Consider the following 26,633-nt stretch of genomic DNA (forward strand, 5'->3'; position numbering starts at 1 on the left):
AACGAAAAGATTGAAGAATCGGCCCACTTTTGAAATAATTGTAAATATCATTTGTGTTTCGGAGAGGGGGAAGCGATGAGTTTGGTTTCCTTGATGTTGGGGGTTGGAGTGGTTATTCTGCTGATAATCTTGATTACAGGGACCTCGGTGAAAAAATAAGTGGACGGCGGCGCTTATTTTTGTTGTAATAGAAAGGAAGTTTTTTACATAATAGATACATGAGAGGTTCGTGGATGATTTATATGTTTGTCCTTACGGGTGTCCTTTTATTGATCAGCGCTTGTTTTTATTTTCATAGTGTCGGAGAGTTTGCAGGCATCTTTCTGTCTATTTTTTTTCCTTCTGTCACTCCCTTTGTTTTTGAGCAGGTGAAAAATACAGAAGGCGTGGGGGAAGAGATCGTGTATGCTATTCTCTTTTTTATTGGGGTCAGCTGGCTTATTGCTGCTCCTGGTCTTATACCGCAGCGGCAGCAGAAGGAAGAAAGGACAGCAAAGAAGGAAACAGCATCGTCGGACGAAGCTTGAGAAAAACAATGTAAGAGGGAAAGGGCGGTTGGCGTGGAAGAACGAGCTGGATTTTGGATAAGACTAGGTGCAGGCATCCTGGATTCTCTTATTATAGGATTCTTTTTTGGATTGATCACATGGGTGATCTATGGGGAACTATATCACGAAGAGTTTAATGTAACGGATCTATTGAGTTTATTGTATATGATCCTGCTCCCGGTGTTCTGGCGGGGATATGTGATTGGAAAGCGGCTTGTTAACATTCGGATTGTGAAAGAATCCGGCGAAGACGTCACGATTAGTACGATGCTGCTGCGGGTTCTTGTGGGAGGGCTACTTTATGCCTTCACCTTTGGGATTGCGGCAATGGTGAGTGCCTTTATGGTCGGACTCCGGGAAGATAAAAAATCGATTCATGATTGAATGTGAAACACGAACCGAAACAGCCGCAGTATCAATAACATCTCTGTTTCGAAATAATAGCTGAATAGAACTGTCCACCATAACCATATATAAGACTTTTTCGGAAATCCTAAATAAAAATGTCCTCCAGATGCGTTTGGAGGACATTTTTTTGCCGGTATACGTAGGAAATTGTCCGATATCTGCCGTCAGTCTCCGGTATTATCCGGAGCCTGCGCTGCTGGCTGCCGGTCGGATAGAAACGGCAGCCCGCTTGAAGCCAGGCATCCTGCAGACGGGGTCCAGGGCACTGTCAATGAGGCGGTTGATGTTTTGCTTGCCGCCCCAATGCATCGGAGCAAATAATGTATCTTGCCGTATCTCCTTTGAGACGGAGCAGCGAAGGGTGGCGGAACCGCGCCGGGAAGTGATTACTACGAGTTCCCCGGAGCGGATCCCGTATTTTGCTGCGGTGTCGGGATGGATCGATACGTAAGATTCAAACTCCCGGGCGGCGAGACGAGAACTGCGCTGTGTCTGTTCTCCGGTTAAATAATGATTCATCGTACGTCCTGTTGTAATATAGAGTGGATATGTTTCGTCAATCTCTTCTTTGGAAACTTCTTCTGCGGCTGATTCAGTGAGAAAATGAGCCCGACCGTCTGCGGTGGCGAAGCTTTCTGAAAATAGGGTGGTTTCTTGTTTGGCATTTTCGGATGGGCACGGCCAGAAGACACCGGATTCTCTACGGATACGGTCGTACGTCATGCCATAATAGTCTGCTTTGCCGCCGCGGGAGGCCAGCCTGAGTTCGTTAAAAATATCTTCGGCTTTTTCATAGGAGAATAACGTCCCCCGTCCCATGACTTCCGCTATGGCGGCCATGATCTGCCAATCATGCCGGCACTCTCCCGGAAGCGGCCGGGACGCTTCGCGCAGCGTGACCCGTCCTTCCACGTTCGTCAATGTCCCTTCATCTTCGAGATAAGAACTGGTGGGAAGAATAACATCGGCGTAGGAAGCGGATTCTGTCATGAACATTTCTGCTGCCACCATAAAGGATACGGAAGAAAATGCTTTATGAACGAGATTGGCGTTTGGGTTGGAAACGACAGGATTGGAGCCGATGAGAATCAGACTTTTGATTTCTCCTTCTTCCATGCGTTCCATCATTTCGTAGGCAGAAACGCCTTTGTCCGGCAGGTCCTTTTCTTTGACACCCCATATGTCTGCAATATAGCGTCGGTGTTCCGGGTTGTCGATAAAACGATAGCCCGGGAGCTGATCCGCTTTCTGACCGTGTTCGCGGCCACCCTGCCCGTTCGCCTGGCCGGTAATGGCCCCGTAACCGCAGGCGTATTTGCCAATTTTGCCGGTAAGCAGCAGCAGGTGGAGAAAATGACGTACCGTTTCGTGGCCATTGATTTGCTGTTCAATGCCGCGTGCCGTCAAGATCATCCCGGTCGGGGCGGATGCGAATCGGTAGGCCGCTTCCTGAATGTCCTGCAGGGAAAGGCCGGTATCTTCAAAAGCTGTTTCCATATCGACGTTATTCAGCATGTCCCTTAGTTCGTCATAACCGGAGGTGCGTTCCCGGCAGAACGATTCATCGTGTAATTGATTTTGTAAAATATAGGTTTCGAGCAGGAGAGCGAGCTGCTTATCCTGGCCTGGCTTTATTTTTAAATGAAGATCTGCCATGGCGGCGGTATCGGTTTCTCTTGGATCAATGACGATCAGGAAACAGCCGTTCTGCCTTGCTTCTTCCAGATAAGGAACGAAGGTAGGCTGGCATTCGGAGACATTGGTGCCGGCAAGAATGATGCACTTAGCATCCGGAATCTGTTCGATGTGATTGGTGAAGCCGCGGTCGATTCCAAATGCTTTCATCCCTGCCGAAGCAGCGGAAGACATACAAAAACGGCCGTTGTAATCGACATATTTGGTGCCGAGTCCGACACGGGCCAGTTTTCCGAGCAGATAAGCCTCTTCGTTGGTTAAAGAGCCCCCGCCATACAGGGAGACGGAGTTCGGACCATGTTTTCCCTGGAGATGGCTCAGATTTTTCTGGATAACACTCAGGGCTTCTTCCCAATCTGCCTCTTGAAACGCTCCGTTCACTTTGATAAGGGGGGTGGTAATCCGTTCGGGGTGGACAGCATGCTGATAGGCGTTTTTTCCTTTGACGCACAGCCTTCCTTTCGTCGTGGGATTATCCACCCCGATCGTACGATATTTGACGCGAGCCCCTTGTTTTTCCTCTAGAACTTTCTTTTTACACTGCATGCTGCAGAAGGGGCACTGGGTATGATAAACTATTTCTTCTGCTGCTTGCTGCTGTCGTTTACGGAAGGTAGCCAGCATCTGTTCACTCATAGTTATTCCTCCCTGGTCATATTGAATGGATAACGGCGTTCCCTTGAGCGATTTCAATGTGCTCCTCGAGCGCCTGTATCAGCAGTTCCCTGTCGTCTTCGAGGAACAAGATTTCCCGGATTGTAACCGGAGAGAGGCGCAGGATCCAGTCGGCAAAGGGTTCCTCGAAAAAGGCGGTTTCGCGGAAATGTTGGATCGTTGTTTTCACCATATCTTCGACTTCCTGCTCCTGTGCAGCGTAAAGGATAATACGGCCGGTGTCTCCTTCGGCATGCATTTCCCAGGCGTCCTCGTTCCAGACGAGCCCAAGCTCATATTTTGATAACCCATCCGGGAACACGCTGGTAGTTCTGATTGTAAACGTGGAGGGAAACGATAACGTATACAGGTTTCTCTCCAATCGATAAAACAACTCACGGTTACGGCGGGTTTCGATCGTGAACGGCTTCAGGTTGGCCCCGGCAAAAACGTGCTGGGGGAGGCCCGCTGCAGTGCATACCTCATTCATCTGTTCCTCCGTTATTTCGGAAAGCGAGAGGCGCTGGTCTGATTCGAATCGCAGCCGGGAACCGGGGAGGTTCTCCTGCAGCTTCATCCATTGCCGCAGTATATCACCGGAGTCATCGCCTCTGATCGGAAGAGAAGTAACGGTATAGCGGCCGTCCGCTTCTTCCAACACCCATGGTGCTTTCTGCCAGGCGATCTTTCCGGTAAGGGAAAAATAATACGTTAAAGCCGGAATACAGATGTCGCAGCCTTCGTTTTGCCATGCTGCCGAACGGAAGACATCCTCCATTCTCTTCCATTCTCCTGAAAAAACTTTTTCTTTGACCTGCTCTTCTTCCCACATCGTACAGGAACAGAAAGTATTTACTGAGGCCTGGTCTTTACAGCGGTCAAACACCTGAAGCAGACTGGAAACATCCGCTGCACAGCCTCCGCATGAGGTCGAGGCCCGCGTGTCTTCCTGAATGGTAGCAGCACTTGCTTTTTCGGTACCTGCAATGTGGCGGAGAATGGTCCGTTTGTTGACCTGATTGCATTTACAGATCGTGGTTTCCGGTGTACAGTGCACGAGTTTTTCCGTTTTGCCTTCTCCAGAGAACAACTGAATTTTTTCTGACATCGATAAAGGCTTTTGGTTTTGCAGCCGTTCTGTGATGTCATCGGCGGTGGATGTATCCCCGAAAAGGACCGCTCCTTGGATAACATCATGCCTGAGCACCACCTTTTGGTAAAGCGGTCTTGTGCTGTCCGCCTGGACGATCACATGTGTGTCCTCTGACTCTTCCATTCTGCCGCCGGTGAATAAATCAACCCCTGCAATTTTTAAATGGCTGTAGGAAGAGGATCCGTTGTAAGGGGAGGACGGTTTTCCGCATAGGTGAAGGGCGGCGGTATGGGCGTGTTCATATACCGGCGGCACAAGACCGTACGTTGTCCCGTTATGCTCCGCGCATTCTCCAATGGCATAGACACTGTCTGTGCTTGTTTTCATATAATCATCGACAAGAATGCCCCGGTTCACCGCCAGTCCGCTCTCTTCAGCCAGCTGGCTGTTCGGCAGGATACCGGCGGCAAACAATACGGTATCGGCAGGAAGGGACGTACCATCCTGCAGGACCGCTCCCTTTACCTCCTGTCCTCCTGTTACTTCCTGAATGGATTGGCCGAAGTGAAACGTAATCCCGTGTTTCTCCAATTCTTTTTGTAGATACTGAGAGGCGGTTTCGTCCAGCTGCGGCGGCAGCAAGGTATCGGCGCGCTGGATTACTTCCACCTTCGTTCCTGCTTTGGCAAGGCCGTAAGCTGCTTCCAGGCCGAGAAAGCCGCCGCCAACCACTACCGCTTTTTGTCTTCGGAAGGCGATGTCTTTCAGGCGGCGGGCATCCTCTAAAGTGCGGAAGGTTTGGACTCCTTTTTTGCCGCTTCCTGGAATATTCAGACGAACCGGGGAAGACCCCGCCGCGATCACAGCGTAATCATAGCCGTACCGCTCTCCATTTTCGGTGAGGACGGTTTTTGCTGGTGGATCTATCTGTATGATTCGTTCATTTGTATGCACATGAATATCGTTATCGGCGTACCAGTCTGAGTGATGAGGGTATAGAGCCGCTTCCCTATGTTCGGCCTGCAGCCAGCTAGAGAGTTTGACCCGGTTATAGGGTAGAAAGGGCTCTTCCCCGAACGCTTGAATGCTAAATTGCCCGGGCGCTTCGGCCACGATGGTTTCCATTAGACGCAGACTGCTCATACCGGTTCCGATCACAATTAATCTCTGTGTCATGGACTCTCCCCTCTCTTCTTCTATCTTCACGTAAAAAAATGTCACAGACTACTGTTTCGAGAGGAAATATTACAAACTTTTTTGAAAAGCGGGAAAGAAACGTTTCCCCTTTCTTCACGTCTAACGAGGCAGAAAAAGAAAAGGGGGTCTATTATGTGGAAGTGGATGATGACTGTGCCGGCGGTGATATTGCTGATTCTTGCGGCTGCCTGTAATAATGAGGAATCACAGGAAGCACAACAAGATCAGGCCTCGACCGAAGAAGCTGCCAATGATGCAGGCACAGCTGAACAGTCGGCGCAGGACTCCAGCGGTCAGGCTGGTGGAAGCAGTGCAGATACTGGAGAGAATACAGAGGCAGCGGAAGATATCGATGCTTCGGACAGGATGGTGATTAAAACCGGAAACCTATCTATCGAAGTGGAGAACTTCCATGAAGCCGAGCAGCGGATTGAAACCCAGGTGGAAGATACGGGCGGCTACATCGTAGAGTCCGACATGCAGGTGAGTGCCGGCGGCGAACGGAGTGGATCGCTGTCCGTCCGGATTCCACAAGAAAATTTCTCTCCCTTCATGAATGGTCTTGAATCCGACAGTATTCGTGTGCAGGAACGTTCGACCCAAGGGGAAGATGTTACCGAAGAATACGTGGATCTGGAATCCCGGCTGAGTTCTAAAGAAACCCAGGAAGAACGTCTGACTTCCTTTATGGAAGAAGCCGGGAATACCGACGCTCTCCTGCAGATTTCGGAAGACTTATCCGCCGTCCAGGAAGAAATCGAGCAGCTGAAAGGGCAGATGAACTACCTGGAAAACCACGTGGCCTATTCCACCGTCGATATTCAGATACAGGAAAGCACCGGCTCTACCCTGCAAAGTGGAGAATCGCTGAACACGTGGGAGAAAGCGCAGAATCTATTCACACGGACGCTGAATGGAATCGTCCGCGCCGCATCCGGCATCGCCGTCTTTCTCATCGGCCTGTCCCCGGTCCTTGTTCCGCTGTTACTGCTTGCCGCAGGTAGTGCTTTCTTCTATAGAAAAAGGAAAAGAAATGAAGAATAGAGCAGGGAAGATATTCACCATTTTTTGCATTGGTGAGAAGAGATGCTGCAGAAATTATGGGACACGGCGGGAAGCTTTTAACGCGGGACTGGAGAAGGCAAAACCAGGTTCGAAAAAAGCAAGCTTGGACGAATGGTGAACAAAACAGCGAGACAGCGGGGTTTTACCGTTATTAAAAATCTGACGGGACACGGGGTCGGACATGAGGAACCGGAGTATATTTTTAATTTCTTCTCGCGCTGGGATGATGAACTTTTAAAAAACGGTATGGTTCTCGCGTCTGTGCCCTTTATTTCTATATTTGAAGAAGAAATGTATCAATCTAACGATGGATGGAGGTTTTTAACAAATGAAAGCGTGGTGGCGCAATTTGAACATACCATCAACGAAGGAAGGCCCGATTATTACGACATTGCAAGAGGGCCAACAGAGGTAAAAACGATGGATTCAGATAGACATAGGGAATGGCGAAACGTACGGTAGGAATTTTAATGGAGGTTCTGGATTCTGCCGGTCCGTTTGAGTTTTTTCGCTGGCGGCTTTCGCTGATTCTGACCGTAAAGCATTTGAAGTGAAAACTGTTTCGGAAGATGGCCGCATGATTTCAGCCAAAGTAAACATGAAGCACTAAGGATAATAAGCAAACAAAGTAAAGCCCCATACCTGCTGAAAAAGCGGAATGGGGTTTTTTTCTTGTGTTCCTTTGTGATTATGCCTATCCCCCGGCGATCATCTGGGCCAGTTTTCCACACAATAAGGCGGCATAGGTTCCGACCACGTTACCTAAAATACCCATCAATAGACCAACAGGTGCCAATGCCGGTTGGAACACCGAAGCCACAATCGGGGCAGAACTTGTTCCGCCGATATTACCCTGGGATCCGACAGCTACGAAAAACAACGGCGCTCTTAATAATCTGGCAGCACCAAAGATACAAATGATATGAATAGCTAACCAAACAACTCCCATGAGAAGAAATTGGGGGGACTGCACAACATCTGCTAAATTTGCCTGTGCCCCGATGACGGTTAAGAATAAATATATTCCTAAATAACCGATTTTACTGGCACCGTAGTATTCCAGGTTTCTTACTTTTGTAAAGGAAAGAGCGATGCCAACAGCCGTAATGATAATAAACGACCAAGTGGTAGTGCTCATAATATCACTTTTTGGAATAAAGTCCATGTCTGCGAATACACGAATGATATAGGATCCTGCCATCCCAATGCCTAAAATTCCAAACAGCTGTGGAAGCTGCAGCGGTTTAACATTTCTCTGCATATCTGTCGCAATATCTTCATTCACCCGCTTAATGGTAGAATTATCCGCCTCATTCCACGCATTGAACTTATCTTGAAAACTGGATAATGCAATCATGACACCCATCCAACTGATGCCGACTAACGTGTCTGTCAAAATGACCGGACTTAATATATCATCAGGTGTCTTAAATGCTGAAATCATGGCACCCATGTTTGCTGTTCCGCCAATCCAGCTTCCAGCAAGGGCACCTACCCCACGCCAAGCGTCTTCCGGCAGGATGCCCTGGAATAGAGCAAAGGAAATCGGGCCGCCAATAACAACACCTATTGTCCCGGCCAGAAATAACACAATGGCTTTCCCGCCAAGCTTAATTGTAGCCGGAACGTTCGCGCTGATCATTAATAATAACAAACCTGCCGGCAGGATATACGTACTTAGAAAACTATATAAATCCGAACTTTGCGGAATAATACCAAAGGTGGTGGAAAGCATTGGTAAAAAGTACATCCAGATTAAAGGGGGAGCATATCGAAAAAGCTTATTTATAAATTTATTATCTATCGTAGATAACATAAATAGAATCCCGACAATGGCGATTAAATAAGCAAAAACAGCCATCGGATCTTGAATGACCGCCATATCCTTACCCATGATGAGAAACACCTCTTGCTGTCCTTTGAAAATTTTTTCTATTGAATGATAATAAGACTCAGCCATTTTATCACTTTTTGAAAAATGTTCAAACGAAAAAAATTGTGAACTCTACCGTTATTGGGGGGTTCTTTGTCATTTGAAAAAAAGCAGGCTGGCTTTTGTTTCTACCCTGGACTCAAGATCGAGACCGATGTCGACTATTTTCTGGGAAACTTCAGGCCGTACACCGGTAACAATGGGATGGCTGCCCGTAATATGAAATCCCTCAATCACCCGCATCAGTTGATCTGCTGCTTCTTCAATGTCAGCGATGCCGGAAAGGTCAATAATCAAAGTCTAGATCCCCTGATCGCAGAAAGTCATCTGGTTTATCCATATGCGTGGTTAATTTTTCAAATTGTTCAATAAAAAGTAATAGCGTCCCTTCGGATAGCCTGCACCCATCCCAGCTCCTGTTATATAAGGAGAGGGGCAAAAGAAAAAAGTGCAAGAACGACTGCATCGAGCACCAAACATTCCACCCCATCCTTAAGCTTTAAGGACGGGGTGGAAGGAGAAGAAAAAGCATAGAGAACTTTATTATAGTTTTGTCAAAATCCTCGCTAATAGGGCTGCTCTTACCGGGAGTTGATCCATCAAAATATGCTCGTGTTCTGCATGAGGACCTTCCCCGGCAGCTCCGAGCCCATCAAGTGTCGGGACGCCGAGAGCGGCGGTAAAACTTCCGTCGCTGCCACCGCCGACAGAGGCCTGCGTTAAAGACATACCGATCTCAGCAGCAGCCTCCTTCGCAAGTTGAAAAAGGTGTTCGGTCTGCTGGGTCTTTTCCATGGTAGGACGAACGATTCCGCCATGGACCTGCAGGGTGGTGTGCTCATTTATTGGGGCCAGGTTTTGTATAAGCTGATCCATCCGTTGGGCTTCCTGCATCGTTTTTACACGAACATCCACTTTCATTTCCGCGTATTCGGGAACGACATTGATTCCTTCTCCGCCCTGTGTGACACCGATATTTACCGTTGTGCCTGCCTGATAATCCGTGAATTCATTCAGGTATAGAATTTGCTTGGCCATTTCTACATTAGCGCTGACGCCGTCCTGGTGATTATTTCCGGAATGGGCGGCAATTCCGTTTATTGTAATCGTGTACCGCAATACACCCTTTCTTTCTGTCTTGAGAGCCCCTGTTTCTCCCTGGGCTGCTTCCGGCACCAGCACAGCCTCACTGCGCCTGGCTTCTTTCTCGATGTAGGGCCGTGACGTGTAAGAAGCAATTCCTTCATGATCCCCGTTACATAAGACGACTATTTTTTTAGGGGGTATTATTCCCAGTTCTTTACATGCTTTAAGGGCCCATATCGTTTGAATAAGACCGCCTTTCATATCGATGGTCCCCGGGCCGTAGACTTTATTGCCATCGATGCGGAAAGAAAGACGGCCTTCTTCCCAAACGGTGTCAAAATGCCCGATGATCAACAGCTGCTTCTTTCCTTCTCCAAAGGTGAAGCGAAGATGATCCCCTGTTTCCGTCTGGGAAATTACCTCCGGATTCAGACCGAGACGCTGGGAAAAAAGATCTGTTAACACTCGCCCGCATTGATCGACTAAATACTTATCCGGGGTGGGGGAATCCGATTGTACCAGTGTTTTCAGGTCGGCGAGGATGTCAGATTGATGCCGCTGCAGGTAATACAATATATCTTTGATGACGGCCACTCCTTCCATTTATACATTCATTCAAAAATGCTCTCATCTTTCTGATAGAATTCTTCTAATTTTTGAAGGCGTTCGTTCATCGTTGTATCATCTTTTTTTCGAACGCCAACAATGAGAAGATTCAAGAAGCTCAGCACCGGAGCTATCGAATTATAACCGCTTTCATCTCTATTGGTATTTGTTAATAATGTGATATCAGCTAATCTTCCTATCGGTGACAGCTTCGAATCCGTCACGGATATCGTAAAAGCTCCCTGTTCTTTCGTTTTTTCTAAAAAGGCAAAAGTGTTTTTTCGGTAGCGCGGGAACGAAATGGCGAGAACCACCGTATTTTCTGTGATCCCCAGTAATTCCTCGTATTCATTTTTATATTCGATCAATTTTACATTTTCTCGAAGAAGGCCGAGCGTTAAGGAAAACCAGGTCGCAGCGGCATAGGCTGTATGATAGCCGACGACCAGTACTTTATCGGCTTGGCTGATCTGTTCGACAGCTGTCTCAAAATTTTCGATATCCATTGTATTCAACGTTTGTTTGATGATTTGGATATCCTTTTCCATGATTTGGGAGTAAGGATTATTATCATTATTTACCTCCTGCTCCCAACTATAGTTATTGTGGTTAATAATCTGTTTTTGAATGGTTTTCTGCATATCCGAGAACCCGCTGAATCCCAATGCATAGGCGAGACGGATCACGGTAGTTTCGCTGACATTGGATTCGTTTTGAATTTCAATGATCGTGTTGTAGCTTGCTTTCTCCAGGTTTTTTAAAATATATTCAGCCACTCGCTTTTTTCCTGGGGACAGGGTGTCGTATTTTTCCTTTACTAACTCTTCAAATGATAATTCATTCAATTTTTCCACCTCTTAGAAGAAATTTCTGCTTCACTTATCATAAAGTAGAATAATTCACTTCGCAAATGAGCATAACTTCTTCCAAGGGGGAGTTTTTAAAAAGGCCCATAATCTATAAGAACAGCTGCGACTACAAAGACTATCGCAACAAGGGACCAGAGACATACCAGCGGAAAAACAAAACGTATCCATCTGATCCAGGACACCCCGCCAACCGCCAGGACTGCCATAAGAACGCCGGAGGTAGGTGTGATAATGTTGGTAATGCCATCTCCGAGCTTAAAAGCGATGACAGCCGTCTGTCTTGTTAGATCGAGCATATCAGCCAGAGGTGTCAGCATCGGCATAACCACTGCTGCCTGGCCGCTTCCGGAAGGAACTAACAAATTAAAGATAAGATTAAAGAAAAACATGGCAAGGGCCCCTAGCATTGGGGATAAGTGGCTTAAAGGGACAAACAGGCCATTTACGACCGTATCTAAAATCAGCCCGTTTTCCATCAGGACAGTGATGGCTTTGGCTATTCCTATAATTAGAGCTCCATAGAGGATATTCCGGGCACCGCCCATAAACTTCTTCACAAAGTCATTTGGATGAATTTTGGCGATAATCGCACTGCCAATGGCGTTCATTAAGAAAATGGCAGCCAGTTCATTGATTCCCCATCCTAGATTAATTGATCCAAAAACAAATACCCCTAGACAAAGAGCAAAGAATAAGATCAATAGTTTATGTGTTGTTGTAAAAACAGGATTTTCTTCGCCGGGTTCCTCATGGGAAGGTTCATCACTGAAAGGTCGATCCCCCATTAAACTTTTCGATGGATCTGCGCTGATTTTACGTATATACAAAGATACATAAGTGATCGTGACAGCTAATAGTACGAAAAATAGGATAACGCGTAGCGTGAGACCGGAGAAAAGGGGAAGTTCTGCGATTTCCTGAGCCACCCCCAATGTAATAGGATCAAATACAGCAGCGGCAGATCCTGAAAAATAACCAAGATACACAATAGCTATTCCGGCAATGGCATCCAGTTTCAAGGCTTTTCCAAGAATGATGCCAAGTGGAATAAATGCAATGACAGCATTAGATCCGACTCCGATGGCGGAAATGATTCCAAAGGTAGTGGAAACAGCTGCGACGAGGAGATAGGTTTGATTTCTTGTTTTATTCACCAATACCTTTACCCCTGCATTTATCGTTCCCGAAGATTCAATCACAGCAATAGCTCCACCCATGATCAAAACCAGAGAAATCAAGTGTGCTGTATCGATAATCCCATTTTGAATAGCAAGAAATAAATCCATAATACCTAAATTAGCTGAATCAACGAAATGAAAGCTCCCAGGTATGACGGTCTCCACATCGCCGGAAGTCCGCTCAAACTCGCCGGATGGGATCAGATAACTCCCTACCCATGCTAATAGCAGAAGAGAAAATAAAATAACAAACGCATCCGGCATTCCTATTCTTTTTAGTTTGTTCATAAGGAAGGACCTCCTTTTAAAATGGTTGAAGCGTTTTCAAAAAGGGTGGAAGAAAAAAGTTTTCCATGTGATTAGATGATATCCCCTCCTTTCTAAAAAAGAAGAAAAAACTTCATTAAATTAATAAGTAGAATTTTTTTCTTCTTTAAAAAGCATAACAAAAAGAGATAGAAAGTCAATATCTTTAATTTTTATAAGGGACAGGAGCAGGGAGGTCAGCCCCGACAAGGCTGTTACTTCCCTTTTGCAATTCTTTCCCGGTCCGGGGCAAGGGGCGGCTGCTCGAGCCACCTGTTTTTTGTCATTAAATCAAACCAGTCTTTGGTAATGGAAAGATTTTTTAATATGATTTGTTCGTAATGTAACACTAGATCACTGCGCATCGCGACAGCGAGAGCGGCCCCGTGATAGGCCTGCGAGGTCTGCAATAAAAAACCGATATGGTAGAGCATTAATTTATCGGAAAAAGGGGAATGGCGGGACATGGTAACTTCAGATTCCCAGGACATCGGTACCGGGAGGTTGTCTTGATGCAGGATTTTCCCCAGGGACTGGATTTGCTTGTCTGCATTTTTTTGGGTAGCCTTTAAAAACTTTCTCACCTTTTTGGATTGGGCCGCCTGGCTGAAGCCAATGGAGAGTGTTTTTTCCATAATTTTCTTTTTAATATTAAACGAAAGACTCGCAATTTCTGTGGCAGCCAGGGGACGTTGATCTGAAAAATGACCATCCAAAAAAGAAGAACCGGAAATGAACGATGGCCCCGCTTCCGGATAAAAATAGGGAGTTCGCTGAAAGTGTCCCTTTTCCAGTAATAATTCAATCGATTCCTGAAAAATCAGCTTCCCCTCCGTATCACAGGTATCATAAAAATCACGTAAATCTTTTCGAACAGAAGAACCAAGGGAGGAAATATGCCCCAGTAAACCGTGGGATGTCATGATATGCAGGTAATGAAGGCAGAATATGTCGGAAAACAGCCGCTCCCTGCCTTTATGAAGATCCTTGTCGGTGAATCCGATGGGAACCGGAAATCCTTCAAATTCCAGGAAAGAAGCAATCTGATTTTTCTGGTTTTCAAAAATCTGGAGCGCTTTATCAAAAAGATCTTTTGTTTTTTTGTCCTCTATAATGGAAGCCATATATTTATTCACGATATAGATTGCTGTTCCATTTATATATTCCGTCCACAACGTTCCAATTTCAGCGGAAGTCAAATTTATGCTTTGTTTATCCATACCATCACCTCCCCCTAAAGCTTTCCCAACATGGGGGAAATTATAGATCGAGCTGCAGCACTGGACGAAATCTTCTATAAATAGCTGTTTCAAGATGCACTTATATTATAATGATAAGGAGAGCGGTATCCCATATCCCGACTTTTTATATTTTTTGTGTAGTCTTCCATTTCCCGGGCAAAAGGGGGTCTTATATGAACGCTTCTTTCTATCTCCGAGTCAAAGCTTTTTTATTCGACTATTTGCTCATGGCAGCGTATGGAGCCGTTTTATTTTTCCTGAGCACTGTTCTTTTTCCATCAATACAGCAGTGGTTTTCGGGAGGAGCGGCAACAGCGCAGACGGTTGGTTTTCTGCTGGTGACGCTGCCGGTTTCTCTATATTTCATTGTCAGTGATTCTGTCATTGGCGGACAATCCTTTGGAAAAAGGAAAACGGGAATTCAGGTTGTGGACCATCAGTACCATGCCCTGTCGGTTCCGCGTGCTGTGGTTCGTACGGTGCTGAAATTTCTGCCGTGGGAGCTTTCTCACTCCATGGTGTACCGAATGGTGGATAGCGGGGGAGGGGACGTACCGTGGGAATTATACCTTCAGGTTGCTTTAGTTTATTTCTTCATTTTTACCTATGTTTTATTGGCGGTTTTTACAAAAAAGAAGCAGTCGCTGTATGATAAACTGACGGGAACCCAGGTCATAAAAATACCGCGGCAGAGTTGAGAAGCCGCGGTATGCGTTAGATTGATAGGAAAGGTATTCCGTCTCGGCTGCCTCCCTTTCTTATGACGAATGAGGGACAATGAAATAATCGGATAAAGCCTGCTGCAGGCTTCCTTTTGTTTCCGCTTTGGTCTGAACGCTTAATCCCATCTCTATTAATTTTCCGGCAACTTCAGGACGGATTCCTGTAATAATCGGTGTACTGCCCATAATATAGATCCCATCAATGACCCGCATTAAGTGTTCCGCCACGTCTTCCTCGATTTCAGCGATGCCGGAAAGATCCATAATCAAGGTTTGAATGCCCTGATCGCCGATCTGCACCAGTACTTTTTCCTCGATGGTATTCATCCTGGCCTTATCCATAAAGCCGATCAAAGGGAGGACACACATGGAAGAAGAAACAGGGATGAACGGCACGGATAAATGCTCTACCAGCTCCCGCTGGGATTCCAATAATTTATCTTTGTACTTGGAATAGCTGAGAAAGAAAGAGTTGAGAAATTTATCCACAAAATCATTAATTCGTTTCTCCAGCGCAAAGAAGTTCTCCCCCTCTTCCTGTTTCAACGTTTCGTACTGTTCCAGAAACCGCCACAGCGTCCGGCGGATCGCCTGCACCCATTCCAGTTTGAACGTCAACGTCAGAGAATACTTCGCCCAGGCCACACCTTCCTGTTCTGAAAACTCAATCAAGTCTGCTTCCCGCTGATCTACAATATAAAATACCAGTTTATGTGCGTTATTAATCAGGTCGATATTACCGATCCGCTGAATTTCTTCGATTTTTTCCCGCACATTCACGGCTTCTTCCAGTAATTGTTGTTCAAATCTGTCCTTATTTTCCGACAGGAATTCCTTCATATTTTGTCCTTCATGATAAACAACATCCATGTCCATGGCCACCACACTCCATCTGTATGTAATAAATTAGTTCTAATACAAACCACCTATGACATTCCCGATTTGGTGATATATTAAACTACATATCAGCAGAAAAAATAAAAAAAAACAGAAGAAGAGAGAAATGGAAAGATGAGGGTAGAGCTAGTAGAATGAGTGTAAAGAGAAGGAGGGAGTGCTATCGTGAAATGGAGCAGCTGGCTTTCTCTCATTTTCAGTGTTATGCCTGTAATCGTCTTCACAGCGATTCTAGGGGGTTATGAGTTTTCCCTCGCAGCTCTGTAAGAAATAAAATGTAATGAAAACAAAGCATTTGAAATGGAAAAACCGGTAAACCTAAAAGAACTGGAGGAGATTGTCCCGGCTTCCGAGTTTGAGATAAATTATTTTCCCAATTCATGGACTGGGAAGGGGGAAGGTCAGGATAGTTTACACCAAATAAACCATGGCCATCATAATGGGGGAGAACAATGAATTCATCTATACATTTAGATACAGTAGTAGAAGCAGTGATGTATTCTCCGGACCAGGTGACGTCTTTTCTGAACCGGGAGACGGGTGATGTCGTGCAGATTCGGGAGGATGTGCTGCGGCGGGCGCAGGTGAAAGCACCGCATGGAATGTTGGACGCAGAGGAGAAACAAGAGAGGCAATGGGCGGATGCCGTGGTGTCAGCCGGTGCGGATATCTACCTCCCGCTCCCGGACCGGCGGGCGGTGGATGAGTATCAACTGATGGAGGAATTTATCCAAAATTTGAAAAACCCAATGATGCGCAGCATGCTGACAAGAGAACTGACGGGGAGCGGCGTGTTCCGCCGATTTCAGGACCGTGTGCTCGAACTGGGCCTCGCCGGCGACTGGGAAGCTTTCCGGAATGAGGGGTACCGGGCTTTTGCCAGAGGGTGGTGTGAGGCACACTATGTTCCTTATGTCGACGAATAGGACGTTCAGAGACTTTTGTCCGTCCCCGTCGAAAATTGACAAAAAAGAACTAATTTTACAAATAAATTGAAAACTTTTTTGAGTCATGGTTTAATATAAGATAGGTCATCTCTTCGATAAGACCTTTCTTCTTTTTTTGCTCCTATAAAGAAACTATGTTGCTTAATAAGCAACATTTGTCTAGTGGTTCATAATCCGCTGTTTTTATGGGTCCTGACTATGGCGGGTTATTCTCCTAATAAAACAACATATTAAAAAAGGAAAGAAGGGAAAAGATGATGAGTACTGGAATGTTGGCCTTTTTATCGTTATTACCAATCATTGTGGTCGCGGTTTTCCTTGTGGGGCTGCGCTGGCCTGCCAGTCAAGCGATGCCAATATCCTTTGTTGTCGCCGTGGCCCTGGCCCTATTAGTGTGGCGGGTGCCTGGTACGACTGTGGCGGCGGCCTCTGTGAACGGCCTGGTGACGGCCGTATCCCTGCTGTATATCATTTTTGGCGCCATTCTTTTGTTGAACACCCTTCAGGAGAGTGGCGGACTGAAAACGATCCGGCAGGGATTTACCGATATTTCCCCGGACCGCCGTGTCCAAGTGATTATTATCGCCTGGCTGTTTGGCTCTTTCATTGAAGGATCTGCCGGCTTTGGCACTCCCGCTGCTGTAGCAGTTCCATTAATGGTAGGTCTCGGTTTTCCAGCCATGGCCGCAGTAGTGGCCGGAATGGCGATTCAGAGCACCCCGGTTTCCTTTGGTGCTGCTGGTACTCCAATGCTGGTAGGAGTTCAGGAAGGATTGGCGGCGGATCCCTCCATCACCAGTAATTTTCTGGCTTTGACGACCGAAATTGCTGGAAAAGTTGCGATTCTTCACGCCGTGGCGGGGCTTTTTATTCCGCTCTTTATGGTTGCCTTGATGACCCGATTCTTTGGGAAATACAAATCATTTGCGGAAGGTATTAAAATGTGGAAGTTTGCCTTGTTTGCCTCGGTGGCGATGACCATCCCGTATGCCCTCACAGCGAATCTGCTCGGACCGGAATTCCCGGCGATGATTGGCGGCCTGGTGGGTCTTGCTATCGTAATACCGGCAGCCAAAAAAGGATTTTTAATGCCTCCGGAAGGAGAAACGTGGGATTTTGATGAAAAGTCCAAATGGAATCCGGAATGGATCGGTTCTATCGAGTTAAAGGATGTGGCCCATAAAAGTGGCAGCATGAGCATGGGAAAAGCCTGGACTCCGTATTTGCTTATTGGGCTGCTGTTAGTTATCACAAGATTGGAAGCGCTTCCTTTTAATGAATGGCTGAACTCCTGGACCCTCGGCTTGAACAATTTGTTCGGAACGGATATTTCCGCCGGGTTTGAGCCATTATTTTCCCCTGGTTCTGTTTTTCTGGTGGTTTCCCTTATCACGTTTGCCCTCCATGGAATGAACGGCTCGGCCTATAAGAAAGCATGGGCCCAGTCGGCCAAAACCATGATCGCAGCCTCGGCGGCACTTATATTTACAGTGCCGATGGTGCAGGTGTTCTTAAACTCCGGCGGAGGAGCAGCCGGGTATGCCAGCATGCCGGTAGAACTGGCCGGAGCGGTGGCCTCCGCGGTTGGGGAATTCTGGCCGCTGTTCGGTACCTTCATCGGTGGAATGGGAGCTTTCATTGCAGGGAGTAATACGGTAAGCAACATGATGTTTTCCCTGTTTCAATTCGATGTAGGTTCGCGTATCGGTGTGGACCCCACCTGGATCGTTGCCTTGCAGGCTGTCGGCGGGGCAGCCGGGAACATGATCTGTGTACACAATGTTGTCGCAGCCTGTGCTGTAGTGGGGCTCGTCGGGAAGGAAGGAGCCATTATCCGAAAAACAATTTTCCCGTTTCTATATTATGCTTTATTGACAGGAGCCCTCGGCTATTCCATCGTGTGGTTTGGAGAAAAAGGGTTATTTAACCTCGGAACACTCATTGTCCTTTTTATCGCACTAGCCGCCTGCTACATCATTGCCGGAAATAACAAACGGCTGCCTGTCATACCAAACCAGGATAAAAAAATCGAAATGTAAAAATAAAGACACGAATTTGAGGGGGATCCCCTTAGGTCGTGTCTTTTTTCTAAGCAGGAGGTTCTTTAGGAAAATAGCCTCCTGCGTTTAACAGGATCTAGGTATTTGGAAATATTTATTATTTATACCTATTGCTTCCATTCTTGTATTCTTTTACACTAGTATACAAGAAAATAACATATAAAAAATGGGGGGTGGATTCCATTCATGAATATTAAGGAATTGACGAATAAAGATGCCAAATCCATGAGAAATGAAGTCTATGCTTCGCTGCGCCGGGAAATCACTTCTTTGAAGCTGGAGCCAGGATGCCCCATTAGTGAAAACGACATATCAAAGCGCTTGCAGGTAAGCAGAACACCGGTGCGGGAGGCCTTTCTAAGGCTTTCCCAGGAGGATCTTATTACGGTTTACCCTCAAAAAACAACCATTGTCTCCCTTATCGATCTGGATCAGCTGGAGGAAACAAGATTTATGAGGGAGCATTTAGAAGCTGCGGTGGCAAGGTCTGCCTGTGAACGATTGCCTGAAAAACATCAAGCCCGTCTTGCTTCCATTATCGAGTCTCAGAAGGAAAAAGCGGCGAATAATGAATTAATCAACTTCTACAAGTTGGACGATGAATTTCATGCTTCCCTTTATGAAGGCTGTGACAAGCAACGGATTCTGACCGTTGTTCAGGATATGATGAGTAAAAATTTTAATCGTGTACGCGTGCTGAGTTTATCTGAAAAGCTTAACACGGATATCATTATCTCCCAGCATGAAGAAATGCTGAATGCCATTAAGGCTCAAGACAAAGAAGCGGCAGAACAGGTGGTTCGGAAACATTTGCAGCTGGTAACCATTGACCGTGAAGAACTGGAAAAGAAATTCCCAGGATATTTTAAATAAAGCGTTGGTTTTTATATATTTATGTAACCGCTTCATCACAAAGACCAGGGAGATGATGGAATGTCGGACCTTATTGTAAAAGCAGAGGAAGTAAAAGAACTGGTTGTTGAGAAATTGATTTCAGTCGGTCTGTCTCATAATCATGCAGCCACTGTCTCGGATGTGTTAATTCACGCTGATCTTCGTGGTGTTCATTCTCACGGTGTTCTGAGGACAGAACATTATGTCAAAAGACTGGCAAAAGGGGGGATTAATGCCGATAGTGATTTTTCTGTGGAAAGAAAGGGGAGGGCTGCTGCATTATTTGACGGTGATAACGGCATGGGGCACGTGATTGGGAAAGAAGCCATGGATTATTCCATCCAGCTATCCAAAGAGAATGGGATTGGTATCGTTGGTGTTATCAATTCAAGCCACTGCGGGGCACTCTCTTATTTTTCGGAACAGGCAGCCAAAGAGGATACGATAAGCATGATTGTGACACAGACAGATAGTGCGGTTGTTCCTTTTGGAGGAGCAGCGTCTTACTTCGGAACGAACCCGATAGCATTTGGATTTCCTGCTAAAAACAAGCGGCCGATTATTCTGGATATGGCGACAAGCAACGTTGCTTTCGGAAAGGTCCTGCATGCAAGAGAAAAGGGGGAGTCGATCCCGCCGGACTGGGGGGTGGAGGAACATGGCCATCCCGTAACGGACCCCTCTGAGGTCAAATATCTTTTACCAGTGGGAGGGCCGAAAGGGTACGGCCTGGCTCTGACCGTCGATGTATTATCCGGAATACTGACAGGTTCAGCCTTTGGCCCATCCATTACTCCGATGTATGGAAATTATGAAGAATACCGCCGGCTCAGCCATACGATCATTACAATGGATGCAGGATTATTTCTGGAAAAGGAGGAGTTTTTAACCAGCATAGATCAGATGATAGAGGAACTGCACAAAGTTACACCGGCAAAAGGTGTGGAGAAGGTACTTGTTCCCGGGGAACCGGAACAGATAAAACAGGAGAAATACGAAAAACACGGCATTCCAGTGTCCAGGACCGTGTACGATTACCTCAAGTCCTGAACCATACCAAACGGTCTTTTCGAAGGGTATCTTGCATTGGCGAAAGGGTCATGATCACTTGGCAAACGAGTTGAAAAATAAAGCGAAAAGGGGAGAGGTTGAAGTGCATACCATATTCCGGCTCTTTATTATGACAGCGTTGTTATTGACAATGGCAGCTTGTGGGGATGAAGCATCGGAGAATGAAGGAACCGCGGGAGACGGAGAAGGGCCAGACAGCGGGAATACGAATTCTGGGGAGCAGATTACGTGGAAGCTGGGCCACCTATCCAATGAAGATCATTCCTGGCATGAAACGGCAGAACGTTTCGCGGAATTGGTCGACGAAAAGACAGACGGACGGCTGCAGATTGAAATATACCCGAATGAAGAGCTTGGCAGTGAAACGGATGTCATTGACAGCATTAGTGCCGGCACCGCTGATATGACGATTACCGGCGAATCGATGGCAAACTGGGCTCCGGAAACAGCGATGCTGGGTGCCCCCTATGTGATTAACAGTGAAGAACACCTTCAGACAGTCGTAGAAGGGGGTATCGGGGAAGAACTGGAACAGACGATTAAAGAAGACGTCGGCCTTACTCCTTTGTATTATCACATGAGGGCTCCCAGGAATTTAACCTCCAATGAACCGATTTCTTCTCCGGATGATTTGAACGGATTTAAAATGCGTGTTCCAAACGTTCCGCTGTTTATGGATGCCTGGTCAGGAGCCGGAGCAAGTCCGCAGACAATGGCTTTCAATGAAGTATTTACCGGGCTGCAGCAGGGTGTGATTGACGGACAGGAAAACCCGGTGGATTTGATACACAGTGCGGGTTTTTATGAAGTGCAGGACTATGTGAACGTGACAGAGCACGTATACGGATGGGTCTATGTTGTCGTTGGCAATGATCAGTTTAACGAGTTGGATGAAGAGATGCAGGAAGCTGTCGTGGAAGCCGGGGAAGAAGTACAAAGCCTGAGCCGGGAATTATATGAAGAGGATACAGAAGAATATACGAACATGCTGAAAGAAGAAGGGATGGAATTTAACGAAGACGTAGATAAAGAAGCGTTTGCAGAGGCGATGAGACCAGCGATTGAAGAAAGTCTCAATGAAGAACAGCTCGACCTATATGAAAGAATTGTAGAGGCGGGAGAATAAAACGGACGACAAAGAGCGCGTAATGCTCGCGCTCTTTGTCGATAAAGAAAATTTGGTTTTGAAAGCCTTGGAAAGAGGAGATAGGCATGCAGATATATCATTGGTTAACCCGGGTGATTCAACTGCTCACGCTGCTGTTTTTTTCTGCGCTGATTTTGGTGGTAATGCTTCAAATTGTATCTCGGTTTATGCCTTTTGGTTTTATGTGGACCGAAGAAATGTCGCGTTTTTTATTTATATTTGCGGTGGCATTTGGAGCTCCCCTTGCTATGGAGAAACGGGATTATGTTCGGGTGGATGTTCTTCTGGGGTTTTTGCCGACGAAGCTCAGAAAATATTATGATGCGGTCATTTATTTGATGACAGGGCTCTTTTCCACCTTGTTAATTTATTATGCTTACGAATTAACGGTGATTGGACAAAACCGCACCTCTGCCACCCTGGCCGTTGATATGTCTTATATTTACGCCAGTATGATTGCATTATTTCTGCTGCTCGGTTTATACAGTTTCTGTAATGTGTATTTTGTGATCCAGGAAGCAAAAGCAGAGGGAGGAGCGGATGAATGATGGCTCTTTTGTTATTTTTATCTTTTATTGTACTCATTTTGTTAGGAGTTCCGATTGCTTTCAGTCTCGGTCTTTCCTCTCTGTTGTATATTTTTATACAGGATATTTCCATGAATGTGATGGTCCAGAAAATGTTCGAAGGCATCAATTCGTTCGTTTTATTGTGTATCCCCGGGTTTGTCCTGGCTGGAAACCTGATGAATGCCGGTGGAATTACGCCTAGAATCATAGACTTCACCAAAAAAATAGTCGGGCATATCCGTGGCGGTCTCGGTCTGGCCAATGTTGGATCTTCGATGGGGTTTGCGGGGATATCGGGAACAGCACTTGCTGATACGGCAAGTATTGGAGCGGTAATGATACCGGCCATGAAGAAGGAAGGCTACAGTGCTCCTTTTGCAGTGGCCGTTACGTCGTCTTCCTCTACCATCGGGCCCATCATTCCTCCTTCTCTGCCGATGATTATTGTGGGGACTCTTGCCACGGTATCGATCGGGGATTTATTCTTAGCGGGAGCCGTACCGGGAGTGTTGCTTGGTATCAGTTTAATGATAGTGACCTATGCGCTGTCCGTGAAAAAGGGATATCCGAAAGGAGAACGGGAAAGTCTGAAGGCGATAGTGAAAGCGTTTCCTGATGCTTTTTGGGCGTTAATGATGACTGTGGTTATTCTTGCCGGCATTTTAAGTGGAATGTTCACACCGACAGAAGCTGCGATTGTAGCGGTGGTTTATGCACTCTTTGTAGGGCTCTTTCTCTACCGGGAATTAAAGTTGAAAGATATTCCCGGCATTATGATTGATTCGATGATTACTACTGCTGGAATACTGGTGCTAGTTGGTTTTGCCAACTTATATGGCTGGATCCTCGTTAGTGAACAGATCCCGCAGTTAGTGGCAGATACGATTCTATCCATATCGCCTAATGCGATTGTCGTTATTCTTCTCTTGAACCTGCTGCTGCTGTTTATCGGAACTTTTATGGAAACGATTGCCGCTCTCGTTATTTTGTTTCCAGTCCTGCTGCCGGTGGCTGTAGAAATTGGCATGGACCCTGTTCAGTTCGGGGTGATGATGGTGCTGAACCTTATGATCGGCCTCTCCACTCCTCCGGTCGGTGTCTGTCTCTTTGTGGCTTCCAATATCGGAAAAGTCTCTCTCGTCCGGGCCTCCGTGGCATTGATTCCTTTTCTGGCGGTGAGTCTTGTGGTTTTACTGCTGGTAAGTTTTGTTCCAGAGATTACGTTATTTTTACCAGACTTGATTGATTCTTGAGAAAAGGGGAAGATGATATGAAAGCGATCCAGGTTTCAGAACCGGGGAAGTTACAGGTTATCGAAAAAGATGAACCAGCAGCCCCGGGAGCAAATGAAATAAAAGTGAAAATGAAACGAATGGGAATCTGCGGATCGGATATCCACATTTTACATGGGGAAAACCCATTTGCCACCTATCCGCGCATTATTGGCCACGAAGCAGCCGGAGAAGTAGTGGAGGCAGGGACAAACACGGCTGGAGTTGGTAGGGGAGATAAGGTGGTTCTTGAACCTATTCGCTATTGCGGACAGTGTTATCCCTGTCGAAAGGGAAGACCTAATGTGTGTGAATCCCTGCAGGTATATGGGGTTCATCTTGACGGCGGCGGCCGGGAATATATCACGGTGGAGGAGAGTGTGGTGCATAAAGTAAACCCTGAGCTGGATTGGTCAGAGGCCGCGTTAATTGAGCCTTTCACCATTGGGGCACAGGCCGTGTATCGGGGCCAGGTGCAAAAAGGAGATCTTGTGTTTATTATGGGGGCCGGTCCCATCGGCTTGTGCTGTTTGAAAATGGCAAAGGAAGCCGGAGCGGCTGCCGCTATATCCGATTTCAATGAAAAACGGCTTGCTTTTGCTGCAGAGTGGGGTGCAGACTTTCTTCTGAATCCGCAGAAGCAGGACGTGGAAGATACGATAACAGCCTGGAGCGAAGGAATGGGAGCCAACGTTGTCATAGACGCGGTAGGAACGACAAAAACCTTGGAACAGGCCGTCCAGGCAGCCTCCGCGGCAGGGCGTGTGGTGCTGCTCGGGTTTCATCCCGAACCTTCTTCCATCACGCAGGCCCTCATTACGAAAAAAGAGTTGAGCATCTGTGGTTCAAGACTGCAGACCTATCGTTTCCCCGGAGTCATTGATTTATTTAATTCTCCAACCTTTGATGTCAAAGACTTGGTGAGCCATGAATTTCCTTTAGCCAATGCCGCGGAAGCTTTTTCCTTAATAGAAAACAATCCGGAAAACGTACGAAAAGTAATGCTCAAAATCAGTGAATAAAAAATGCTCCCTGGTTTCAGATGCGCGGCGGAGGACATTTATTCCGTTATTTCTTTCATTTGTCCGATTTTGAAAGGGGAATTGGACATTTGTTCCGTTATTTACCCTTCACAGTATAAAAAACGCGGCCTGGAGCCCGGATAGCGGCATAAATGTCCGAAAAAACCGCCCTTCGCCCCTGATTCTGCCATTTAGCGGAATAAATGTCCGCCAGGGGCACCGCCTACAATATCAGCTTGTAACCTGCCCGTCGTTTCTTATTCATCATTTTCGACAAAAAGGTTTTCACGGTACCGGATCATGCGCGCATTCCATTTTGGGCGGACGTCTGCTTCTTCCCCAAGAATGTAATATTGTAAGAATAAATAAGGAAAATTGACGTTGGAACCGAGACTCATCACCTGACTTCCGCAGAAGCGGGGGTTGACATCCGTCAATTTATATCCCTCTTCGGTTTTGATAAACTGGATATTGATAAAACCATGGGAAACCAAAGCTTTCGTGATGCCAGACGCTGCTTCGATCAACTCTTTGTTATATACAACCGTTCCGTCCAGAACAATACCATTGGAAACGCCGGTGCGTTCCCGGGGCAGGGCAGTAACGATCCGCCCTTCATGGATGAACACGTCCACGCTGTATTCCATCCCTTCCAGGTACTCCATGGCGAGTCGTCGTTCTGTAGAAGGAATATCACAATAATCCTCCATACTTAATATGTTCCGTTTTCCTTCCTTCACCGCGTTCAGAAAAGTTTCCCGGTCTGTTAAAATAAAGAATCCCAACGCCCCATGGCTGTTCACCTGTTTCGTCACAATGCAGGAGTGATCGGAAAAATGATCACGGCGGATGCGGCGTAGTTCCTCACAATGATTAAACCCGTGATATTTCGGAATATAAGCCGAAAACCCTGTTTCTGCTAAATACTGATAAATGCTCTCTTTATCCATTAAGACCTCAAAAATACGGCTTTTCGGGAGGGCCACTTCAACCTGCAGCCGGTGGCGGAAGTCATTATATATGTTTATTTCTTCATGGAGAGACGGGAAGACAGCATCTATGTTTTCCTTTTGCACAATATCACGGATCGCCTGTTTATAATGTTCTGTTTCAGAATAACGAGGGATCTGATAGACAGCATCGCAGAATTGATTGCCGGAGGTCACCCGCCTGCGGTCCGCCCCCACAATATACACGTTTTCTTTGTTTTTTAGTCCATGCAGGATACCCTGGGCGGTCGGACCTCCGATTCCTGTTACTAATACATGTATGCTTTCCATTATTCATCTCCTTGGATAAAAGAGTCACGTGAGAAGGTACTGGAATTATAAATATTATGTGCCTAATCTTCAAAAGCAATCCGTCCTGTTTTTCCCTCCTCCTTTTACCCTGTGTCCGCCTATTTATAACATGGTAATATAGGGAAATAAAAAAGGGGAAAGCCGTTTAAAAAAGCAATCGAAAAGAAGGTTCGATCGTGATTTCTGTTAGGATAAAAGCAGGTAAAAAAGAAGGAGGAAGAGAAAATGGAGCGAAGTCTCAATGAACTGCTCATCCAGGAATTTTCTGAGGAAGCTGCTTCCACGCGTCAGGTGCTGGAACGGGTACCGGAGGAAAAACTGTCCTGGGCGCCGCACGAAAAATCAATGACGCTCGGACAGCTGACCCTTCACATTGCCATTCTTCCAGATAGGCTGACTGAGTATTTTAGTGAATTGACCCGGAATGCCCCTGACGTCCCTTTGCCGGAAGCTGAATCTGCAGCGCAGATACTCACCGAGCTGGAGCAGAGCGAAGCAGCTGTGATGGAAAAGATAGAGGAATGGTCGGAAGAGGAATTAATGGCGGAGTGGAAAATGGTAGAACAGGAACAAACGCTTCTTTCCGGTCCGCGGTACTACATGATCCGTTCCATTCTGTTGAACCACTGGTATCATCACCGCGGTCAGCTTACCGTTTACCTGCGTTTACTTGATATCCCGGTTCCTGCGGTATATGGTTCCAGTGCTGATGAAAAACCCCTCTAAAAAAGAACATTCGCGCTTGAAAGAACTGCGGGTTTCCCCGCAGTTTTTTTATGTGCTGATTTTGAGGGGATAATTATTATTTTCGGAATATTACTTTGACAGATGAAGTAATATGTTGTAAATTATA

Annotated in this window: 24 protein-coding genes; 14 read left to right on the forward strand and 10 right to left on the reverse strand. The window is 46.4% G+C overall.

Going from position 1 to position 26,633, the window contains the following annotated elements:
* The first annotated feature begins 233 nt into the window (after positions 1 to 233).
* Together G475_RS0122170 and G475_RS26065 are read left to right on the forward strand one after the other, a co-directional pair.
* Positions 234 to 527: a hypothetical protein gene (locus G475_RS0122170; RefSeq protein WP_026703123.1), complete on the forward strand. Its 294-nt coding sequence runs from the start codon at positions 234 to 236 to the stop codon at positions 525 to 527.
* A gap of 33 nt (positions 528 to 560) precedes the next feature.
* On the forward strand, positions 561 to 932 hold the full coding sequence (locus tag G475_RS26065; RefSeq protein ID WP_035712599.1) for an RDD family protein: 372 nt from the start codon (positions 561 to 563) through the stop codon (positions 930 to 932).
* A 201-nt stretch (positions 933 to 1,133) separates the two neighbouring features.
* On the opposite strand, the gene nasC is transcribed toward G475_RS26065, so the two are convergent.
* Positions 1,134 to 3,287 carry an assimilatory nitrate reductase catalytic subunit NasC gene (gene nasC / locus G475_RS0122180; protein WP_026703124.1) on the reverse strand — a complete coding sequence of 718 codons (2,154 nt, stop codon included), beginning with the start codon at positions 3,285 to 3,287 and terminating at the stop codon, positions 1,134 to 1,136.
* 16 nt (positions 3,288 to 3,303) lie between these two features.
* Positions 3,304 to 5,574, reverse strand: coding sequence for an FAD-dependent oxidoreductase (locus tag G475_RS0122185; RefSeq protein WP_026703125.1), 2,271 nt, complete (start codon positions 5,572 to 5,574; stop codon positions 3,304 to 3,306).
* A 153-nt stretch (positions 5,575 to 5,727) separates the two neighbouring features.
* Between G475_RS0122185 and G475_RS27840 the strand changes: the two genes are divergently transcribed.
* Positions 5,728 to 6,639 (forward strand): DUF4349 domain-containing protein, encoded by a 912-nt coding sequence (locus G475_RS27840; RefSeq protein ID WP_035712513.1) that lies wholly within the window; start codon positions 5,728 to 5,730, stop codon positions 6,637 to 6,639.
* 132 nt (positions 6,640 to 6,771) lie between these two features.
* Positions 6,772 to 7,122, forward strand: coding sequence for a M24 family metallopeptidase (locus G475_RS26990; protein ID WP_026703126.1), 351 nt, complete (start codon positions 6,772 to 6,774; stop codon positions 7,120 to 7,122).
* Positions 7,123 to 7,354: 232 nt separating this feature from the next.
* Here G475_RS26990 and G475_RS0122210 read toward each other — a convergent pair whose 3' ends face one another.
* From G475_RS0122210 to G475_RS0122240, 6 genes are all read right to left on the reverse strand, one after another.
* On the reverse strand, positions 7,355 to 8,554 hold the full coding sequence (locus tag G475_RS0122210; RefSeq protein WP_035712602.1) for a DUF819 family protein: 1,200 nt from the start codon (positions 8,552 to 8,554) through the stop codon (positions 7,355 to 7,357).
* A gap of 135 nt (positions 8,555 to 8,689) precedes the next feature.
* Complete coding sequence (locus G475_RS0122215) at positions 8,690 to 8,890, reverse strand: STAS domain-containing protein (RefSeq protein ID WP_026703128.1); 201 nt, start codon at positions 8,888 to 8,890, stop codon at positions 8,690 to 8,692.
* Between the two features lie 246 nt (positions 8,891 to 9,136).
* A complete protein-coding gene (locus G475_RS0122220) occupies positions 9,137 to 10,282 on the reverse strand; it encodes a M20 family metallopeptidase (protein WP_035712517.1) in 1,146 nt (381 codons plus the stop codon).
* A gap of 8 nt (positions 10,283 to 10,290) precedes the next feature.
* On the reverse strand, positions 10,291 to 11,130 hold the full coding sequence (locus G475_RS0122225) for a MurR/RpiR family transcriptional regulator (RefSeq protein WP_026703130.1): 840 nt from the start codon (positions 11,128 to 11,130) through the stop codon (positions 10,291 to 10,293).
* A 95-nt stretch (positions 11,131 to 11,225) separates the two neighbouring features.
* On the reverse strand, positions 11,226 to 12,620 hold the full coding sequence (locus G475_RS0122230; RefSeq protein WP_026703131.1) for a YfcC family protein: 1,395 nt from the start codon (positions 12,618 to 12,620) through the stop codon (positions 11,226 to 11,228).
* Positions 12,621 to 12,853: 233 nt separating this feature from the next.
* A complete protein-coding gene (locus G475_RS0122240) occupies positions 12,854 to 13,858 on the reverse strand; it encodes a DUF3231 family protein (protein ID WP_026703132.1) in 1,005 nt (334 codons plus the stop codon).
* 194 nt (positions 13,859 to 14,052) lie between these two features.
* On the opposite strand from G475_RS0122240, the gene G475_RS0122245 reads away from it, so the two are divergent.
* Positions 14,053 to 14,577 (forward strand): RDD family protein, encoded by a 525-nt coding sequence (locus G475_RS0122245; RefSeq protein WP_026703133.1) that lies wholly within the window; start codon positions 14,053 to 14,055, stop codon positions 14,575 to 14,577.
* A 60-nt stretch (positions 14,578 to 14,637) separates the two neighbouring features.
* On the opposite strand, the gene G475_RS0122250 is transcribed toward G475_RS0122245, so the two are convergent.
* Entirely contained in the window at positions 14,638 to 15,471 is an 834-nt protein-coding gene (locus tag G475_RS0122250) for an STAS domain-containing protein (RefSeq protein ID WP_026703134.1), read from the reverse strand.
* 479 nt (positions 15,472 to 15,950) lie between these two features.
* Here G475_RS0122250 and G475_RS0122265 point away from each other — a divergent pair, with 479 nt between their 5' ends.
* From G475_RS0122265 to G475_RS0122300, 8 genes are all read left to right on the forward strand, one after another.
* Positions 15,951 to 16,424 (forward strand): UPF0158 family protein, encoded by a 474-nt coding sequence (locus tag G475_RS0122265; protein WP_026703135.1) that lies wholly within the window; start codon positions 15,951 to 15,953, stop codon positions 16,422 to 16,424.
* Positions 16,425 to 16,702: 278 nt separating this feature from the next.
* Positions 16,703 to 18,484: an L-lactate permease gene (locus G475_RS0122270; RefSeq protein WP_026703136.1), complete on the forward strand. Its 1,782-nt coding sequence runs from the start codon at positions 16,703 to 16,705 to the stop codon at positions 18,482 to 18,484.
* Positions 18,485 to 18,691: 207 nt separating this feature from the next.
* Positions 18,692 to 19,378, forward strand: a complete 687-nt coding sequence (locus tag G475_RS0122275; protein ID WP_026703137.1) for a GntR family transcriptional regulator — start codon at positions 18,692 to 18,694, stop codon at positions 19,376 to 19,378.
* Positions 19,379 to 19,438: 60 nt separating this feature from the next.
* Positions 19,439 to 20,449, forward strand: a complete 1,011-nt coding sequence (gene allD / locus G475_RS0122280; protein ID WP_026703138.1) for an ureidoglycolate dehydrogenase — start codon at positions 19,439 to 19,441, stop codon at positions 20,447 to 20,449.
* A gap of 103 nt (positions 20,450 to 20,552) precedes the next feature.
* Complete coding sequence (locus tag G475_RS0122285; protein ID WP_233275832.1) at positions 20,553 to 21,596, forward strand: TRAP transporter substrate-binding protein; 1,044 nt, start codon at positions 20,553 to 20,555, stop codon at positions 21,594 to 21,596.
* Positions 21,597 to 21,682: 86 nt separating this feature from the next.
* Positions 21,683 to 22,165 (forward strand): TRAP transporter small permease, encoded by a 483-nt coding sequence (locus tag G475_RS0122290; protein ID WP_051302832.1) that lies wholly within the window; start codon positions 21,683 to 21,685, stop codon positions 22,163 to 22,165.
* On the forward strand, positions 22,162 to 23,439 hold the full coding sequence (locus G475_RS0122295; RefSeq protein WP_026703141.1) for a TRAP transporter large permease: 1,278 nt from the start codon (positions 22,162 to 22,164) through the stop codon (positions 23,437 to 23,439). Before G475_RS0122290 ends, G475_RS0122295 begins: the two co-directional genes overlap by 4 nt.
* 17 nt (positions 23,440 to 23,456) lie before the next feature.
* Positions 23,457 to 24,479 carry a zinc-binding alcohol dehydrogenase family protein gene (locus tag G475_RS0122300; protein ID WP_026703142.1) on the forward strand — a complete coding sequence of 341 codons (1,023 nt, stop codon included), beginning with the start codon at positions 23,457 to 23,459 and terminating at the stop codon, positions 24,477 to 24,479.
* A 257-nt stretch (positions 24,480 to 24,736) separates the two neighbouring features.
* Here G475_RS0122300 and G475_RS0122305 read toward each other — a convergent pair whose 3' ends face one another.
* Positions 24,737 to 25,759, reverse strand: coding sequence for an ATP-grasp domain-containing protein (locus G475_RS0122305; protein ID WP_026703143.1), 1,023 nt, complete (start codon positions 25,757 to 25,759; stop codon positions 24,737 to 24,739).
* Positions 25,760 to 26,005: 246 nt separating this feature from the next.
* On the opposite strand from G475_RS0122305, the gene G475_RS0122310 reads away from it, so the two are divergent.
* Positions 26,006 to 26,506 carry a DinB family protein gene (locus tag G475_RS0122310; protein ID WP_035712520.1) on the forward strand — a complete coding sequence of 167 codons (501 nt, stop codon included), beginning with the start codon at positions 26,006 to 26,008 and terminating at the stop codon, positions 26,504 to 26,506.
* The last annotated feature ends 127 nt before the right edge of the window (positions 26,507 to 26,633 follow it).

This window comes from Salibacterium aidingense DSM 18341, from assembly GCF_000429685.1.
GTDB classification, from domain to species: Bacteria; Bacillota; Bacilli; order Bacillales; family Marinococcaceae; genus Salibacterium; species Salibacterium aidingense.

Excerpts from the sequence above, each read along its gene's own strand:
- G475_RS0122170 (WP_026703123.1), top strand. The coding sequence starts at position 234 with ATGATTTATATGTTTGTCCTTACGGGTGTCCTTTTATTGATCAGCGCT.
- nasC (WP_026703124.1), bottom strand. The coding sequence starts at position 3,287 with ATGAGTGAACAGATGCTGGCTACCTTCCGTAAACGACAGCAGCAAGCA.
- G475_RS0122185 (WP_026703125.1), bottom strand. The coding sequence starts at position 5,574 with ATGACACAGAGATTAATTGTGATCGGAACCGGTATGAGCAGTCTGCGT.
- G475_RS27840 (WP_035712513.1), top strand. The coding sequence starts at position 5,728 with ATGTGGAAGTGGATGATGACTGTGCCGGCGGTGATATTGCTGATTCTT.
- G475_RS26990 (WP_026703126.1), top strand. The coding sequence starts at position 6,772 with ATGGTGAACAAAACAGCGAGACAGCGGGGTTTTACCGTTATTAAAAAT.
- G475_RS0122210 (WP_035712602.1), bottom strand. The coding sequence starts at position 8,554 with ATGGGTAAGGATATGGCGGTCATTCAAGATCCGATGGCTGTTTTTGCT.
- G475_RS0122220 (WP_035712517.1), bottom strand. The coding sequence starts at position 10,282 with ATGGAAGGAGTGGCCGTCATCAAAGATATATTGTATTACCTGCAGCGG.
- G475_RS0122230 (WP_026703131.1), bottom strand. The coding sequence starts at position 12,620 with ATGAACAAACTAAAAAGAATAGGAATGCCGGATGCGTTTGTTATTTTA.
- G475_RS0122240 (WP_026703132.1), bottom strand. The coding sequence starts at position 13,858 with ATGGATAAACAAAGCATAAATTTGACTTCCGCTGAAATTGGAACGTTG.
- G475_RS0122245 (WP_026703133.1), top strand. The coding sequence starts at position 14,053 with ATGAACGCTTCTTTCTATCTCCGAGTCAAAGCTTTTTTATTCGACTAT.
- G475_RS0122250 (WP_026703134.1), bottom strand. The coding sequence starts at position 15,471 with ATGGATGTTGTTTATCATGAAGGACAAAATATGAAGGAATTCCTGTCG.
- G475_RS0122265 (WP_026703135.1), top strand. The coding sequence starts at position 15,951 with ATGAATTCATCTATACATTTAGATACAGTAGTAGAAGCAGTGATGTAT.
- G475_RS0122270 (WP_026703136.1), top strand. The coding sequence starts at position 16,703 with ATGAGTACTGGAATGTTGGCCTTTTTATCGTTATTACCAATCATTGTG.
- G475_RS0122275 (WP_026703137.1), top strand. The coding sequence starts at position 18,692 with ATGAATATTAAGGAATTGACGAATAAAGATGCCAAATCCATGAGAAAT.
- allD (WP_026703138.1), top strand. The coding sequence starts at position 19,439 with ATGTCGGACCTTATTGTAAAAGCAGAGGAAGTAAAAGAACTGGTTGTT.
- G475_RS0122290 (WP_051302832.1), top strand. The coding sequence starts at position 21,683 with ATGCAGATATATCATTGGTTAACCCGGGTGATTCAACTGCTCACGCTG.
- G475_RS0122295 (WP_026703141.1), top strand. The coding sequence starts at position 22,162 with ATGATGGCTCTTTTGTTATTTTTATCTTTTATTGTACTCATTTTGTTA.
- G475_RS0122300 (WP_026703142.1), top strand. The coding sequence starts at position 23,457 with ATGAAAGCGATCCAGGTTTCAGAACCGGGGAAGTTACAGGTTATCGAA.
- G475_RS0122305 (WP_026703143.1), bottom strand. The coding sequence starts at position 25,759 with ATGGAAAGCATACATGTATTAGTAACAGGAATCGGAGGTCCGACCGCC.
- G475_RS0122310 (WP_035712520.1), top strand. The coding sequence starts at position 26,006 with ATGGAGCGAAGTCTCAATGAACTGCTCATCCAGGAATTTTCTGAGGAA.